The organism is Salinicola sp. V024 (assembly GCF_052645315.1).
Genome location: NZ_JBQXYB010000007.1, coordinates 45,514 through 62,153, shown reverse-complemented (window position 1 = coordinate 62,153; position 16,640 = coordinate 45,514). Strand labels below are relative to the sequence as shown.

Sequence of the window (16,640 nt, the reverse complement as noted above, 5' to 3'; positions counted from 1 at the left end):
ATGAGGCGTGTCGATCGAGGCCCCGGCCAAGGTGGCGTCGATTGTACGCGATGAGAGTGGCAGAATCAGGGCCTCTCGATGATGCCCGACCCGCGCCAACAAGGAGATTGATGCCTTTGCCCTCGGTCCTCGTTACCGGTCTGCTGATGGTGGCCGGCTACTTGAGTGGTTCGCTGCTTGGCGCGATCTGGGTCTGTCGTGCCTGGGGGCTTCGCGACCCGCGTCTTGCCGGCTCCGGAAACCCGGGGTTTTCCAATGTGCTGCGGGCGTTTGGCTGGCGGCCGGCGCTGCTGACGCTGATCGTTGACGCAGTCAAGGGCATGCCGGTGCTGTGGCTGGCGGGGGCGCTGTCATTGTCGGTCTGGGCGCAGGGGCTGGTGGGGCTCGGCGTGCTGGTCGGGCACAGCTGCCCGGTCTGGCATCGAGGCCACGGGGGGAAAGCGGTGGCCAGCGCCTTTGGCGTGCTGCTGATGCTGGCGACGCCGGTGGCATTGATCTGCGCGCTGTGCTGGTTTCTGCTGGCCTGGCGCGTGCGTACGGCGGCGGTGGCCTCGCTGGCCACGGCGTTGATGGCGCCGCTGCTGAGTTACTGGCTGGTGCCGGCCATGACCGGTGTCATCTGCGTATTCTCGCTACTGGTGCTGGCAAGACACGCCTTGAACATCCGGCTATGGCAGGAGCGGCGCCGCGAGACACAGGAGCCAGCTCTGGCCGAGGCTTTCGATGCCGACTCTTCTGCCACCGATTCTGATGCTTCCGATTCTGATGCTTCCGATCCTGATGCTTCCGATCCTTGCGATGAGGAAGACGCGTCACGCAACCGGCGAAATCCTGTCGCGGCCAGAGCCGACTCCCGAAAGACGGATCCGGAAAACGTCGAGCCAGGGGAGGCTAGGCCGCGGGAGGAGTGAGCTCGGCCAGCGGCCAGCGCGGCCGAGGCTGCAGGGTCTGGCTGCGCTGACCGGCCGCGAGTCGCTGCGCGCCGGCGTAGGCGATCATCGCGCCGTTGTCGGTGCAGAAGCGTCCGCGCGGATAGAAAGCCTTGGCGTCCAGCTTGGCGAGCGCGGCGTCCAGTGTCTCGCGCAGGCGGCGGTTGGCACTGACGCCACCGGCGACCACCAGCCGCTTCCGACCGCTCTCCTTGAGCGCACGCCGGCACTTGATCGTCAGCGTATCGACCACGGCGTCCTCGAACGCACGGGCGACGTCGGCACGCGCCTGATCGTCCAGCACGTCTTGCTCGCGAAGCTGGCGCAGCGCGGTCATGGTGTGCGTCTTGAGTCCCGAGAAACTGAAATCGAGGCCCGGCCGGTCGGTCATCGGCCGCGGAAAGCGGAAGCGCTCGCTGCGACCCTGCTCGGCCAGCGCGGCGACCTGGGGGCCGCCGGGGTAAGGCAAGTCGAGCATCTTGGCGACCTTGTCGAAGGCCTCGCCGGCCGCATCGTCGACGGACTCCCCCAGCAGCCGGTAGTCGCCGAGACCGCGCACATCGACCAGCTGGGTATGGCCGCCGGAGACTAGCAGAGCAATGAACGGAAATGCCGGCGGATTTTCTTCCAGCATCGGCGCCAGCAGATGCCCTTCCATGTGATGCACGCCCAGTACTGGAATCTCCAGCGCGCGGGCCATGCCGTGGGCGGTGCAGGCGCCGACCATCAATGCGCCGACCAGACCGGGCCCGGCGGTGTAGGCGATGGCATCCAGATCGTGCTTGGTTAGGTCGGCGTCGTCGAGCACCTGATCGACCAGCGGTAGCAGCTTGCGAGTGTGGTCGCGCGAGGCCAGTTCCGGCACCACGCCACCGAATTCGGCGTGCAGCGCCACCTGGCTGTAGAGCGCGTCGGCCAGCAGGCCAGCCTCGGTGTCGTAGAGAGCGACGCCGGTTTCGTCGCAGGAGGTTTCGATGCCCAGCACGCGCATAGTCGGATGTCCGTCGAGGTCGGGAGGCAAAAAGGTCGGGAATCAGAAAGAGCGCTAGTTTACGCTGCCGAAAAGTCATTTGCATTGGTTGGGGGCCGAGACTAGAATACTCTGCTCTGCAGGACTGGGTCGTGCGCCTTTAACACGTTCTCGGCTGTCTATTCGCAAGATCCGGGTCATGATGACTCGAATCGAGCTGGAAAGAACCGGACCGGGAAAATCCGGGGTTGCGCCACGAAAGGTATCCATTTCCTTCGTGACGAGGTTTCGAATATCCCGGGTTGCGCGTCGAAAAGGGTGTGCGTTCAAACCGAACTCAATTCCCAAGGTAGGTGAGTGCTTCATGCCCGCTGTTAAAGTACGTGATAACGAGCCGTTCGACGTCGCGCTGCGTCGCTTCAAACGCTCCTGCGAAAAAGCCGGAGTTCTATCCGAAGTCCGCCGTCGCGAAACTTACGAAAAGCCCACTGCGGTTCGCAAGCGTAAAGCTGCGGCTGCCGTGAAGCGTCACGCCAAGAAGTTGCAGCGTGAGCGTAAGCGTTTCGAACGCTTGTATTGATCCGTACTGTGGGTGACTTCGGTCACCTCAGAGGGACGATCAAACGGCCGCCGTTCAGGTGGCCGTTTGTTTTTGTCACGCTGCCATTTGCCGGAAACGGCACGCAGGCAGGAATTTCTGACTGTCCACGCTTCGCGACAGGCACTTTTTACAACAGATCTTCGTCACGACAGACCTGCTTTACAACAGACCTGCTTTACAACAGACATGGCAGCGCCGGGCCCTTTATCACAGCCCGCCTGCAGCCGGATTCTCCAGAGCGTCCCGACGATATGGCCGGACAGATTTCTCAGCGCTTCATCGATGACCTGTTGGCGCGTACCGATATCGTCGATGTGATTTCCGAGCGCGTTCAGCTCAAGAAAAGTGGGCGCAATCATAGCGGCCTCTGCCCGTTTCATCAGGAAAACTCGCCGTCGTTCACGGTGAGCCACGATAAGCAGTTCTACCACTGCTTCGGTTGCAGCGCTCACGGCAACGCCCTGCGTTTCCTGATGGAATTCGACAATCTGCGCTTTCCCGAAGCCGTCGAGCAGCTGGCATCGCGGGCAGGGATGGAGGTCGAACGCGAAGGCGGTGAGGATCCGGGTGCTCGTCAACGTCAGCAGAAGCGCGAAGAAGGGGTCAACCTGCTGGAACTGGCCTCGCGCTTCTTCCGGGAGCGGCTGGCGCTGGGGGGCGGACGTCAGGCCAGAGAGTATCTGGATCGCCGCGGCCTGAGTCAGGAGATCATCCGTGATTTCGGTATCGGCTACGCCGAGGACGAGTGGGAATCGCTCAAGCGATATCTGCTCGAACAAGGAATCAGCGAGGCGGTCCAGGTCGAATACGGGCTGTTGGTGCACCGTGAAGAGACCGGGCGTACCTATGATCGCTTTCGAGACCGGGTGATATTCCCGATTCGGGACTGGAAAGGCCGCACCATCGCGTTTGGCGGTCGGGTGATGGGTGATGCCAAGCCCAAGTATCTGAACTCGCCGGAAACGCCGGTCTTTCACAAGGGGCGCGAACTCTACGGCCTGTTCGAGGCGCGCCAGGCTAATCGCCAACTTGCCCGCGTGCTGGTGGTCGAAGGCTACATGGATGTCGTCGCGCTGGCGCAGTTCGGCATTCGCAATGCCTGTGCCACGCTGGGCACGGCGCTGACCACCGACCACCTGCAGCGTCTGTTTCGGCTGGTGGACGAGGTGGTGTTCTGCTTCGACGGCGACAACGCTGGACGCCAGGCGGCGCGTCGTTCGCTGCAGACCGCGCTGCCATCGATGATCGATGGTCGCCAGGTGCGCTTCCTGTTTCTGCCCGAGGGTGAGGATCCGGATACGCTGATCCGTCAGGAAGGTCAGGAGGCGTTCGAGAACCGAGTCACCTGTGCCAGCCCGCTGTCGGAATTCCTGTTCGAGCAGGCGGCCGAAGGGCACGACCTCAAGCAGGTTGAGGGGCGGGAGCGTTTCGTTACCGCCGTGCTGGAGACTCTCAAGCGTCTTCCGGAAGGGGTGCTCAAATCTCTGCTGGTGAGGGAACTGTCGGTTCGAAGTGGCATCGAACAGTCGCATTTCATCGATTGGCTGGCGACGCATGCCGAGTCGTTGCCGCGTCAGGCAACGACACCGGACGTCGGTGGCTACGAAGCCCTGATGGCGGTGGCAGAGAGCGAAGAAACGGCTTCAGACCCCGGAGCGAGGGTCGATAAGAGGCAACATTCGGCAAGATCGCGCGCATTTCCGGCATCTCGCTCAGGAACTGCTACGCTTTCCCTGAGTATTCCGGCTCGGATATTGCATCTGCTGTTGCACGAGCCGGGATTGGCCGAGGGGCTGCCCGAAACGCTCGAATGGTGCCCGACGGAAGTGCCTGATGGCCGTCTGTGCCGCGAAGTGGTGCAATTGCTGCGTGCCGGACGCTACCGCAGTCCTCAGGTACTGCTGGCGCATTTTCATGGTAGTGCCGACGGTGAACGCCTCGATCAGTTGGCGCGCCGTGAGCTGGCCATTCCGCGTGAGGTTCGGGCCAGCGAGCTGGACAACTGGGTGCGCTATCTCGAGCGTGAAAGCGAGCGTTTGAGCCCGGTCGAGGAGTATCGTCAGCTGCTGGAGAAGAGCCGTCAGCCGGGCGCCCTCGGCAGCGAAGAGAAGCAGCGGCTCCGGGCGCTGATCGGTCAGTTGGCAACTGGCGGGTCAGGCTCTCCATGAGCGTCGACCGGATTGACACCAAGGTCATGCAAATAACGAGATTGGCGCGAGCGCCCGGCGTTTGTACAGCAACCGTCCGGCGTTTCTAGAGCAGACATCGGACGGGAAACGGCGTCACGAGATTTGGACTACCAAGGCAGGGAAGCATGAAGTGGTCAATCAGTAAGGTTATCAACCGAACGCGCGGTCAAAAAGGTTGAAATGGCGGCGATCGCCACCAAATAGGTTAACCAAGCACACTAGCACACCTGGCAGGCAAGTTAGTAGAAGCTGGCAGCAAAAAGCGGGGGCGCGCTATACTGGCCGGCTTTTGGGCGGCGCGCTGTCATCCCCAGGTGCTTCATTCTTCTTCGTCGAGTAGGGTTTCTATGGCTGGAAATGCACAGCAGTCACGTTTGAAGGAGCTGATCGCACGCGGCAAAGAGCAGGGTTTCCTGACTTATGCCGAAGTGAACGATCACCTCCCCGAAGATATCGCCGATCCCGATCAGGTGGAAGATATCATCTCCATGATCAATGACATGGGGATCAATGTCGTCGAGGAGGCACCTGACGAAGATACGCTGATGATGTCCGACGATTCGGCAGACGAATCGGCGGCGGAAGAGGCTGTTGCGGCACTTGCCGCCGTCGAGAGCGATGTCGGACGCACGACCGACCCGGTGCGCATGTACATGCGTGAAATGGGGACGGTCGAGCTGCTGACCCGCGAAGGCGAAATCAAGATTGCCAAGCGCATCGAGGAAGGCCTGCGGGAAGTCATGTCTTCTCTCTCCTACCTGCCCGGTGCCGTGGATTCCATCCTCAAGGTCTACGATCAGACTCAGGACGAGGAAGCCCCTGGGCGCCTGTCGGATCTGTTTTCCGGTTTCATCGATCCCGACGAGGGGATTCCCGGTGTTGCCGAGGTCGAGCTGCCGGAAGAGGTCGAAACCACGTCCAGTGGTGACGACGAAGACGACGAAGAGAGCGAAGAAGACGACGACACCGCCAGCGAAGGCGGCCCCGATCCCGAAGAAGCTCGGGTTCGCTTCGAGCAGATTCGCGAACAGAATGAAGTTGCCAAGGCCGCTATCGACAAGCACGGGCGTGGTTCGAAAGACGCCAATGCCGAGCAGGCGCGTCTGGCCGAGCTGTTCTCGCCGATCAAGCTGTCGCCCAAGCATTTCGAGCGTCTGGTCGGTCAGGTCCGGATCAGTGTCGATCAGGTTCGGAGCCAGGAAAAGGCGATCATGCAGGTGTTCGTCAAGCAGGGCAAAGTGCCGCGCAAGACGTTCATCAGCTCGTTTCTGGGCAGTGAAGCGACCAATACGTGGTTCGACGATTTCCTCGCCAAGCACGGTAAGTATGCCGATCGCCTCGAACCGTTCCGCGGCGACATTCAGCGCGCCCAGCGCAAGATCAGTTTCGAAGAAGAGATGGTCCTGCTCAGTGTCGGCCAGCTGAAAGAGGTCAATCGGCGTCTTTCCATCGGCGAGGCCAAGGCCCGCCGGGCCAAGAAGGAGATGGTCGAGGCCAACCTGCGTCTGGTCATCTCGATCGCCAAGAAGTATACCAACCGCGGTCTGCAGTTCCTGGATCTGATCCAGGAAGGCAACATCGGCCTGATGAAGGCGGTGGACAAGTTCGAGTATCGTCGCGGCTATAAGTTCTCGACCTATGCGACGTGGTGGATCCGTCAGGCAATCACCCGTTCGATTGCCGACCAGGCTCGTACCATTCGTATTCCGGTGCACATGATCGAGACGATCAACAAGCTCAACCGCGTATCGCGCCAGATGCTACAGGAGATGGGTCGCGAGCCGACGCCGGAAGAGCTGGGCGAGCGCCTCGAGATGCCGGAAGACAAGGTGCGCAAGGTGCTCAAGATCGCCAAGGAGCCGATCTCCATGGAGACGCCCATCGGTGACGATGAGGACTCGCACCTCGGCGACTTCATCGAGGACAGCACCATGGTGCTGCCGATCGACTCCGCCACCGGTGAAGGCCTGATCGAAGCGACGCGCAACGTCCTCGGCGGGCTGACGGCACGCGAAGCCAAGGTCCTGCGCATGCGCTTCGGGATCGACATGAATACCGATCACACGCTGGAAGAGGTCGGCAAGCAGTTCGACGTCACCCGCGAGCGTATTCGTCAGATCGAGGCCAAGGCGCTGCGCAAGCTGCGTCATCCGTCGCGTTCCGAGCCGCTGCGTTCGTTCCTCGACGAGTAAGCGCGAAGCTGCATCGCGAAGTTCTATCGCAAAGCCCTATCGCAAAGCCCTATCGCGGGCACGAACGACGAGCCCTGCCAACCGAGAGGTTGGCTGGGCTTTTGTCATTATGAGGCGGCCGGTCGGCGGGGACGTGAATATCCTGGGTACTGCGACTGATTCGAAATCGGCGGGAACCTCACTGCCGAGGACTTCTCGAACTCATCTGCGTAATGACGAGGGGGCTTAACGCTCGCCCCCTCGCCGCTCCCCCTCTATTGGCGGCACAAGTCCGCTTTCACCTTCAAACTCATGTGCTCGCTCGGGTCGACGCGTAACGGACATCCTGTCCTAACGCGCCTCTTGCGACATCCATGTCGCAAGACCCGGCTCGCAAATGAGCCTGAAGGAGCGGTCTTGAATAGCCGCCGGGCTCTGTGGCAATGAAGGTTGTCAGCGACTGAAAAATCAGTCTCCTTGGTCGCTTGATAGTCTCGCTGCCCGACTCGCCTGCAGCGTGCGCGTCATCAGCGCACGCAGGGCGGCCGGGCGTACCGGCTTGAGCAGGATCTGATAGCCGCCGCGCTTGATTTCCTCGGCGACTTCTTCGGTGCGATCGGCGGTGATCACGATACCCGGCACCGCCTGTTCGCAGAGTTCCTCCAGCGCTTCCAGCGCCATGATCCCGGTGACTTCGTTATCGAGATGGTAGTCCGCCAGAATGGCATCCGGATCGCCACCCATGTTGCGAATCGCCGACTTGGCGCCGCCGATCGATGTGGCGGTGTAGACCTCGCACTCCCAGCCTTCCAGCATCGCCTTCATTCCCTCGAGAATCAGGCGCTCGTTGTCGATGCATAGGATCCGCGTTCCTCCCAGCTTGTTGCTGACCCGCTTGCCGGGTGCAGTCTCCTCCGGATCGGCGGCGCCGCGGCGGCCGGCCACCAGCGGCACGGAAACCGAAAACACAGTGCCCGCGTCAACCTGAGAACGGACGCGGATAGGGTGGTCCAGCACCCGGCTCATGCGCTCGGCGATCGACAGCCCCAGCCCCAGGCCGCGCTCGCTCTCCTTGTGGCGCGACGCCTGGTCGAGCCGGCGGAATTCCTGAAATATCTCGCTCAGTTTGGATTCCGGGATGCCCGGGCCGGTATCCCACACTTCGATCGATATCCGCTCGGCGTAGCGTCGGCAGCCCAGTAGCACCCGGCCCTGCTGGGTGTAGCGCAGCGCGTTGGAGAGAAAGTTCTGCACGATCCGACGTAGCATCTGGGCATCGCTGTCGACCCACAGGCTGGTAGTGACCACTTCCAAGTCGAGACCGCGATCATCCGCCATGACCTCGAATTCCGCGCGCAGCGGACGCAGGATATCCGCCAGCGGGAACTGGCTGCGGCGAGGTGTCAGCGCGCCGGCATCGAGCTTGGAGATATCGAGCAGCGTACCCAGCAGCTCCTCGGCGGCCTGCAGGGAATTGTCGATATGGCCGATGGTACGGCTGTGGTCGACATGCTCGATCTGCTGGCCGAGCGCGGAGGTGAAAAGCCGCGCCGCGTTCAGCGGTTGCAGCAGGTCGTGGCTGGCCGCTGCCAGAAAGCGGGTCTTCGAGGCGTTGGCATCCTCGGCAGTCTGCTTGGCCTGACGTAGCGCCAGCTCGGCCTCGGCACGAACGCGGTTCTCCTGGCGCAGAGCCGCGTTGGCCTCGGAGAGCGCCTGGGTGCGCTCGCGCACGCGTTCCTCGAGATTTTCGTTGGTCTCGCGCAGCGCGATTTCGGCCAGACGACGCTCGGTGATGTCCTGGTAGAGTGCGAAAAAGCCGAGAATACGCCCGCCTTCGCCGAAGTGCGGGGTGTAGGTCACCAGCATGTAGCGCACGCCGCCGTCGCCATCGTCCAGCGAAATCTCGAAAGTGACCCGCTCGCCCCGCAGCGCCCGCTGCATCCACGGCGTGCGCTGACGCGCGGTCTGCGGCGGCAGCACGTTTTCCGCCCGTTCGCCGATCACCGCATTGCGATCGATCCCCATCGTCGCCTCGTAGGCGCGGTTGGTGAAAAGATAGCGGCACTCCTTGTCGAAATAGGCGATCAGCGCCGGCACGTTGTCGGTGTAGATACGGATATTGCTTTCGGAGCGGATCAGCGCCTCTTCGGTGCGCTTCTGCTGGGTGATGTCCTGATAGGTGTAGACGAACCCGCCGCCCGGCATCGGATTGCCCAGCACCTCGAGCACGCTGCCGTCGGGGCGGTAGCGTTCGTAGCGGTGGGGCTTGCCGCTGCGGATATTGTCGATCAGCTGTTCGACGTGTTCTTCCGGATCGCCGGGGCCGTATTCACCGTTGTGGGCGTTGTAGCGGAAGACCTTTTCCATCGGCGTTCCGACACGAATCAGGTTGTCCGGAAAACGGAAGATCTCCAGATAGCGCTGATTCCAGACCACCAGATTGAGATTCTGGTCGACCACGCCGATGCCCTGATTGATGTTCTCGATGGTGGCCTGCAGCAAGGCGCGGTTGAACTCCAGCACCTGCGACGCCTCGTCGACGATCGAGATGACGTCCGAGATACCGATGCCGCGCCCCTGAAGGGCGGAGTTGACGACGATGCGCGACGACGATGCGCCGAGCACCGACGCCAGCAGGCGTTCGGTGAACTGGATCACGTCGATCGACGCCCGGGTGTTGTTCTCCATCGGTTTGGCGGTGCGTCCGGCGTAGTCCTCGAAGGCCCGCTCGACCTGCGACTTGCCCAGGAAGCGCTCGCACAGCACCTTGAGATCGCCGACGGTGGTGGCGCCGGTCCATGGGCGGTTGACGGTTGTCTGACGGGTCTCGATGCTGTCGACGAACAGCGAAGCCTGGATGCGATCGACCACGCGCTGCGGTGTCAGCTGCGAAATGAAGATGTAGAAGAACAGGTTCAGACCCAGCGACAGCATGACGCCGTGGGCGAAACTATCGGTGACGTTGAGGCCGAACAGATGTAGCGGCGAGAGCCACGTCACCCCTAGCGGCCCGCCGGCCAGCCACGATTCCGGCAGCAGGTTGGCCTGGATCAGCGCCGGCATCAGCAGGGTGTAGGCCCAGATCAGGAAACCGACGTTGAGACCGGTGACGACGCCAAGACGATTGCCTCGTTTCCAGTAGAGCCCGCCGAGCACCGCCGGCGCAAACTGGGCCGCCGCCGAGAGCGATAGCAGGCCGGTCGCGGCCAGCGAGCTGTACTCGGCCACCAGCTGATAGAACAGGTAGGCCAGCGCGAGAATGACGACGATGGTAATTCGGCGAGCCCGCAGGACCATCCGACCGTAGTCTCGCGGCTGTTGTTCGAACCAGCGCAGCCGGAACAGCGCGGGCAGCACGATCTCGTTGGAGATCATGATGGCGTTGGAGACCACGGCCATGATCACCATGCCGGTGGCCGCCGAGAGGCCGCCGACGAAGGTTATCATTGCCAGCCAGGGCTGGTTGGCAACGATCGGTAGGGCGAGAACGTAACTGTCCGGCGAGATGTCGTCGCCGGAGAACAGCGTAAGCCCTGCAGCGGCCAGCGGTAACACGAAGAAGCCGATCGCCACCAGGTAGATCGGGAATAGCCAGCGTGCCCGTTTGGCATCGTCGGCGTGGGTGTTTTCTACCACCGTGATATGGAACTGGCGGGGTAGACAGAAGACCGCCAGCATCGCCAGCAGCGTCTGGGTCCAGAAACCGGTATCGAAGTTCTGTTCGGTCAGCTGCTGCTGCAACTTCAGGTACGTATCGGCGCGCGTCATGAGCTCGCCCAGACCGTCGAACATGCCCCAGGTGACGTAGGCACCCAGAACCAGAAATACCAGCAGTTTGACCACCGATTCGAAAGCGATCGCCTGAATCAAGCCTTCGTGGTGCTCGGTGGCATTGGTGTCACGGGTCCCGAACAGTATCGCGAAGACCGCCAGGAAAATGGCGATGTAGAAAGCGGTGTCGTCGACGATCGGGGCCTTGATCGCATCGCCATCGCTGGTCATCACCTGGAAGGCGGTGGAAACCGCTTTCAACTGCAGGGCAATGTAGGGCAGTGTGCCGATCAACGCGATCAGGCTGGCGAACGCCGCCAATGACTGCGACTTGCCGTAGCGGGAAGCAATGAAGTCGGCGATCGAGGTGACGTTCTGGCGCTTGGCGACGCGGATCATCTTGGTGATCACCGGCCAGAACAGCAGAAATGTCAGTACCGGGCCGAAGAAGATGCTGGCGAACGACCAGCCGGATGTCGCGGCCTGACCGACGCTGCCGTAGAAAGTCCAGGACGTACAGTAGACCGCCAACGCCAGGCTGTAGACGATGGGCCGACGGGTCGCTGGACCGTGAAGTCTGGCGTGACGGTCTCCCCGCCAGGCAACCGCGAACAGCGTGGCGACGTAAAGTAGCGCCACGACGATCAACAACCCGCCTTCGAACATGAAATTCTCTCCCTTGAACTGCGGCCATTCTAGGGCAATGCCGGCCCTGAGGGCAGCCGCGATCCCGGGCTTGGGGATAACAGTACTGTGTGTTGCGTCAGCCCTTGGCGCACACCGTCTCGAGTTGCGGATCGTCGTCTGCGAGGTGGCGCAGGCGATCGACATCGGGCCGTCGACTGTCGCCGACGAGTGGTACCCGTTCCCGGTTGCTGCAGTTCATCAGGTACGCCTGATGAGTGAGTACGTCGCGATACTGCATCTCGAAATGGTAGAGGATGAACTCGACCAGATGCTCGCCATCGGCTCGCGAGCTCACCAGCTTGTCCCGGTCGACGACGCTGAACGCCGTGGTCAGCGGATAGAGGTAAGTCCACGGGCGCCACGGCATCCGGCTTTGCTCGGTCGACACCACCTGCGCTGATTCCGGCAGCTGCTGTTGCTTGTTCCCGTACCAGTCGTATTCGTAGTTGATCTGGTAGGCCAGTAGGCCCAGACCCGCGCAGGCCGGAATGATCCAGCGTGGGAGGCGCTTGCCGCTGAGCATACGCAGCAGCAGTGCTACGCCGGCGGCGCCCAGGCCAGCGGCGGCGGCGGCGACCAAATGCCATATCATAGTGAGTCCTTGCTCAAAGAATCGGGCTTCCCGTTGGGAAGCCCGATTCGATTGGAACCAGTTAGCCTGGCTCGTCAGGGAGGCATTGTCGCTTAGTGATCGATCGCGGTGCCAGCCCCCTTGGGATAGCGCACGCTCTCCACCAGGTCCTGGATCTCCTGCGGTGGCTCCTCGGTGACGCTGGAAACCACGTAGGCCACGGCGAAGTTGAGGATGGCACCCACGGCGCCGATGGATAGCGGCGAGATGCCCATCACCCAGTTGGCCTCGGTATCCGGCAGATTGGCGGTGCCCGGAATGAAGAACCAACCCTTGTAGACGAAGATGTAGACCAGAGTGAAGATCAGGCCCGTCAACATGCCGGCGATGGCCCCCTTGTTGTTAATCCGCTTGGAGAAGATCCCCATCATCAGGGCAGGGAACAGCGAAGCGGCGGCGATACCGAAGGCCAGGGCCACCACCTGAGCGGCGAATCCCGGCGGATTGACGCCAAGATAAGTGGCGACGACGATGGCGACGGACATCGAGATGCGCGCTGCCCGCAGTTCGCCCTTCTCGGAGATCCTGGGATTGATCGCACCCTTGATCAGGTCATGACTGATCGCCGAGGAGATCGCCAGCAACAGGCCTGCTGCCGTGGACAGCGCTGCCGCCAGGCCGCCAGCGGCGATCAGGCCGACCACCCAGCCGGGCAGATTGGCGATTTCAGGGTTGGCTAGCACCAGAATGTCGTTGCTGACTTCCAGCTCGTTGCCCTGCCAACCGCGTCCGGAGAAGTCGGCCGCGTCGTTGTAGAGCTGAATCTTGCCGTCGTTGTTCTTGTCGTCGAACTTGATCAGCCCCGTTTCTTCCCAGGTCCGGATCCAGTCGGGCCGGTCTGCGTAGGCGATCGGGTTGGCCGCGGCGTCCTCGTAGTTCTCGACCTGGCCGGCCATGTCCGGATAGATGGTGGTCACCAGATTGAGGCGAGCCATCGAGGCCACGGCCGGCGCCGTCAGGTAGAGCAGCCCGATGAACACCAGTGCCCAACCGGCGGACCAGCGAGCATCGGCGACCTTGGGGACGGTGAAAAAGCGCATGATGACGTGCGGCAGACCGGCGGTACCGATCATCAGCGATAGCGTGAACAGCACCATGTTCAGCTTGTTGTCGACCATCGCCGTGTACTCGTTGAAACCGAGCGCGACGACGACTTCGTTGAGCTTGGACAGTAGCGGCTCGCCGGATGCGCTGTGATCGGAGAACAGCCCCAGCGGCGGTATCGGGTTGTCGGTCAATTCCAGCGAAATGAACACCGCCGGAATGGTGTAGGCGATGATCAGCACGACGTACTGGGCCACCTGGGTATAGGTGATACCTTTCATCCCCCCCAATACCGAATAGAAGAATACGACTATCGCGGCAATGATCAGGCCGGTGGTCGCGTCGACTTCCAGGAAGCGCGAGAAGGCCACGCCGGCACCGGCCATCTGGCCGATGACGTAGGTGAGCGAAGCGATGATCAGGCAGACCACCGCGACCATGCGTGCCGACTTGCTGTAGAAGCGGTCACCGATGAACTCGGGAACGGTGAACTTGCCGAACTTGCGCAAGTAGGGGGCGAGCAGCAGGGCCAGCAGCACGTAGCCACCGGTCCAGCCCATCAGGAAAGTCGAGGCGCCATAGCCTGACGAGGCGATGATGCCTGCCATTGAGATGAACGAGGCGGCGGACATCCAGTCGGCGCCGATCGCCATGCCGTTGGTGATCGGATGTACCCCGCCGCCAGCGACATAGAAGTCCTTGGTTGAGCCGGCCTTGGCCCAGATCGCAATGCCGATGTAGATCGCAAAGGACCCCCCGACAAAGAGAACGTTGATCGCAAATTGACTCATGCAGGCTTACTCCCCGAGACCGAATTTTTTGTCTAGTCGGTTCATCTTCCAGGCGTAGAAGAAGATCAGGCCGATGAATATCAGAATGGATCCCTGTTGCGCGAACCAGAAACCCAGGTCGGTGCCGCCGACGGCTATGCCGGCGAGCAGGGGGCGTAGCAGGATGGCGCAGCCATAGGACGCCAGCGCCCACACGATCAGGCAGCCGGTTATCAGGCGAACATTCGCCTTCCAATAGGCAGCAGCGTTGGTTTTGTCATCTGCCATATTATCGTTCTCCGCGTCATTGAGGGTGGGAAGTGGCTTTGAATTTATGCTTACCCGATGGATCCGTCGTTCATATACAAACCGTATTCATCATGAGTGATTCGCGTGCATACGAATTCTGCGCGGGAAGGTTCGACCGATTGGCGCGTTTCGATCACTCATTTATAGCGACTAAAGTCACTCTTTATTGGCGCCATGGCTCGTCGACGGGATGCATTATCGATCTGCGATTGCCCTGAGTTACTCAATAGCAATATTGGGCAACGAAAACAAGACGTTAAATCTTCTACCTTAGTATTGTTAAAATGGCTAGATATAGCGGCGCGAGTTTGACTCGGCATGAATCAATTCGCTCTTAGAATCTGCGTCGACGTCTATAAGACGATGGTCTCGTGACGAACGGGAAGTGCTCGATGTTGCCGGAAGTCCAGAGTCGATAGTCTATTTTTTGATGCCAAATAGCGAGTCATTAACAATAAAAGAGAATGTGTTTCGTTAAGTTATAATGAGGTGGCAAACAAAATGCAGGATAAAGTAAAGCGAGTGGAGTGGTGCTGGAGCTAGTCGTGAAGAATACTGACGGAGTACCGGAAGTGTTTGCGGCGCGCCGTCTTTGCGTTTTGCTTGAGCAACGATGGCATGATGCTTTTCAAGAGGGGAATTCTCGTGATTGAAACGAGACAATAGTTCGAGCATACCCCCATCGGGTTCGTCCGCTGCCAGATTCCCGACAAGGGTGTGCCATTGCGATGACGGGAGCCACTTGATGGTCAACATGGACCTTTCCCAGCCGCCTTTCACGCTGCTCGACGACAGCGGACGTGAGCGTGTGGCTCGTGGCGTCGATCTGCTCTATTTCAGTCGCGACGAGATCGTTCTCGATGCCGGCCAGCCCGGGGAGTTCGTGTACATCATTCACAAGGGTGAGGTCGCGGAGCTCGACCCTCACGCGCCGAGTGATCGGGTGCGCATTGCCCATTACACGGCTGGTGACCTGTTCGGCGCTATCAGCATTCTCAAAGGGACCAGCCGATATCGCTTCAAGGTGGAGCAGGAAAGCCTCTGCTACGCGATGCCCAAGTTACTCTTCGAACACCTTTGCGACGATTACCCGACGTTCGCCGACTTCTTCCAGCGCAGGTTGGCGCAGAAGACCCGCCTGCTAGCCGAGCGTCGCGCCAAGAGCGGCGTGAACATGGCGGGCTTCATGCTGGCTCGGGTCAGCGCGTGCATGCGAGCACCGTTGATCGTCGATGCGGCCACCACCATCGCCGCGGCGGTCAACCGGCTCAACGAGAGTCATGCCGATAGTCTGCTAGTCGTCAACAACGGTCGCTTCGGCGTGGTGACCAAGACCGATTTGCTCAACGCTCTGGTCATGGAGGGCGCGACGCAGGCGCGTCCGGTCGTCACCATTGCCCACTTCGAGCTGGTATCCGCCGGCCCCGATCAGTATCTGTTCGAAGCGCTGGTACAGATGACCCGGCATCAGGTAGCCAGGGTGGTAGTGGTCGAGCGGGATCTGCCGGTCGGCGTGGTGGAGTTGACTGATGTGCTCAGCTACTTCTCGAGCCGCTCCTACATGGTCAGTCTCGAGCTCGAGCAGGCCGACGACCTCGATGCGCTGGCTCGCGCCAGCGCACGATTGCCGGAATTGGTCCAGGCGCTGATGGCCCAGGGAATCAAACTCCATTTTGTCATGAACCTGCTGGCGGCGCTCAACGGACGTATCGTCGACAAGGCCTATCAGTTTCTCATCGACCCTCGCTACCGCGCCCAGAGCTGCCTATTGGTGATGGGCAGTGAAGGACGCGGCGAACAGATTCTCAAGACCGATCAGGACAATGCGCTGATTGTTGCCGACGATAGCGATTGGCCCGATCGCGCGATGGCCATGCAGCGTTTCACCGAAACGCTCTACACTCTCGGCTACCCGCCGTGTCCGGGCAACATCATGGTCTCGAACCCTGCCTGGGCAGACAGCGAGAGCGGCTGGAGAAGGACGGTCTCGCGCTGGGTTGAACGCCGTGACGGGGCGTCGCTGATGAACCTCGCGATCATGCTCGATGCCCGTGGCGTGGCCGGCGACACCCGTCTGCTGGATCGCCTACGCGAATATCTCTTCGACAGCTGCTCCCACGATGAACTGCTGCTTTCCTACCTGGCTCGGGCCGCACTGCATTTCGCCGCACCGCTGACTCTGTTCGGAACGCTCAAGAAGCCCAGACACGGCATCGACATCAAGAAGGGCGGCATCTTTCCGATCGTGCACGGGGTACGTACCCTGGCGCTGGAATGTCGTATCAACGAAACATCGACCCTCGCCCGGCTGGCGGCGCTTGCCGGACAGGGACGGCTGGAAGTGGACTTTGCCGCAGATCTCGGCGAGGCGCTGGCGCTATTCATCGAGCTGCGCCTCAAGCAACAGCTGGCCCAGCTCGACGGACGGCAGAACAGCGACGAACCCAATCTGGTCGTGGTTCAGTCCCTGTCTTCGCTGGAGCGCGACCTGCTGCGCCAGGCGCTGCATATCGTCAAGGATTTCCAGCAACGCCTGACGCATCGTTTTCATCTCGAATACTGAAGAGG

The 16,640-nt window shown here is 61.1% G+C and carries 10 protein-coding genes and 1 pseudogene; 5 read left to right on the top strand and 6 right to left on the bottom strand.

The genetic code is table 11. The features are described 5' to 3' along the window. Positions 1-110: 110 nt before the first annotated feature. Positions 111-668 (top strand): annotated as a pseudogene (locus ACUN9V_RS11915) (glycerol-3-phosphate acyltransferase); the annotation flags it as partial. Positions 669-891: 223 nt separating this feature from the next. Here ACUN9V_RS11915 and tsaD read toward each other — a convergent pair. Further along, positions 892-1,920, bottom strand: coding sequence for a tRNA (adenosine(37)-N6)-threonylcarbamoyltransferase complex transferase subunit TsaD (tsaD, locus tag ACUN9V_RS11910; protein WP_445511535.1), 1,029 nt, complete (start codon positions 1,918-1,920; stop codon positions 892-894). A 343-nt stretch (positions 1,921-2,263) separates the two neighbouring features. Here tsaD and rpsU point away from each other — a divergent pair, with 343 nt between their 5' ends. From rpsU to rpoD, 3 genes are all read left to right on the top strand, one after another. Continuing rightward, on the top strand, positions 2,264-2,479 hold the full coding sequence (gene rpsU / locus ACUN9V_RS11905; protein WP_075560838.1) for a 30S ribosomal protein S21: 216 nt from the start codon (positions 2,264-2,266) through the stop codon (positions 2,477-2,479). A 272-nt stretch (positions 2,480-2,751) separates the two neighbouring features. Beyond that, complete coding sequence (gene dnaG, locus ACUN9V_RS11900; RefSeq protein ID WP_445511534.1) at positions 2,752-4,668, top strand: DNA primase; 1,917 nt, start codon at positions 2,752-2,754, stop codon at positions 4,666-4,668. 368 nt (positions 4,669-5,036) lie between these two features. After that, positions 5,037-6,881 (top strand): RNA polymerase sigma factor RpoD, encoded by a 1,845-nt coding sequence (rpoD, locus tag ACUN9V_RS11895; RefSeq protein ID WP_445511533.1) that lies wholly within the window; start codon positions 5,037-5,039, stop codon positions 6,879-6,881. Positions 6,882-7,328: 447 nt separating this feature from the next. Here the strand turns inward: rpoD and ACUN9V_RS11890 are convergent, their stop codons facing one another. From ACUN9V_RS11890 to ACUN9V_RS11870, 5 genes are all read right to left on the bottom strand, one after another. After that, the gene (locus ACUN9V_RS11890; protein ID WP_439286558.1) at positions 7,329-11,297 is read right to left on the bottom strand and encodes a hybrid sensor histidine kinase/response regulator; all 3,969 of its coding nucleotides are present in this window, start codon (positions 11,295-11,297) and stop codon (positions 7,329-7,331) included. Between the two features lie 97 nt (positions 11,298-11,394). Next, positions 11,395-11,910, bottom strand: a complete 516-nt coding sequence (locus ACUN9V_RS11885) for a hypothetical protein (protein WP_445511532.1) — start codon at positions 11,908-11,910, stop codon at positions 11,395-11,397. Between the two features lie 92 nt (positions 11,911-12,002). Beyond that, entirely contained in the window at positions 12,003-13,784 is a 1,782-nt protein-coding gene (locus ACUN9V_RS11880; protein WP_445511531.1) for a sodium:solute symporter family protein, read from the bottom strand. A gap of 6 nt (positions 13,785-13,790) precedes the next feature. Further along, the gene (locus ACUN9V_RS11875) at positions 13,791-14,051 is read right to left on the bottom strand and encodes a DUF4212 domain-containing protein (RefSeq protein ID WP_075560844.1); all 261 of its coding nucleotides are present in this window, start codon (positions 14,049-14,051) and stop codon (positions 13,791-13,793) included. 495 nt (positions 14,052-14,546) lie between these two features. After that, on the bottom strand, positions 14,547-14,828 hold the full coding sequence (locus ACUN9V_RS11870) for a hypothetical protein (protein ID WP_445511530.1): 282 nt from the start codon (positions 14,826-14,828) through the stop codon (positions 14,547-14,549). Between ACUN9V_RS11870 and ACUN9V_RS11865 the strand changes: the two genes are divergently transcribed. Then, positions 14,818-16,635, top strand: coding sequence for a putative nucleotidyltransferase substrate binding domain-containing protein (locus ACUN9V_RS11865; RefSeq protein ID WP_445511529.1), 1,818 nt, complete (start codon positions 14,818-14,820; stop codon positions 16,633-16,635). The two genes, ACUN9V_RS11870 and ACUN9V_RS11865, sit on opposite strands and share 11 nt — an antisense overlap. Positions 16,636-16,640 lie beyond the last annotated feature (5 nt).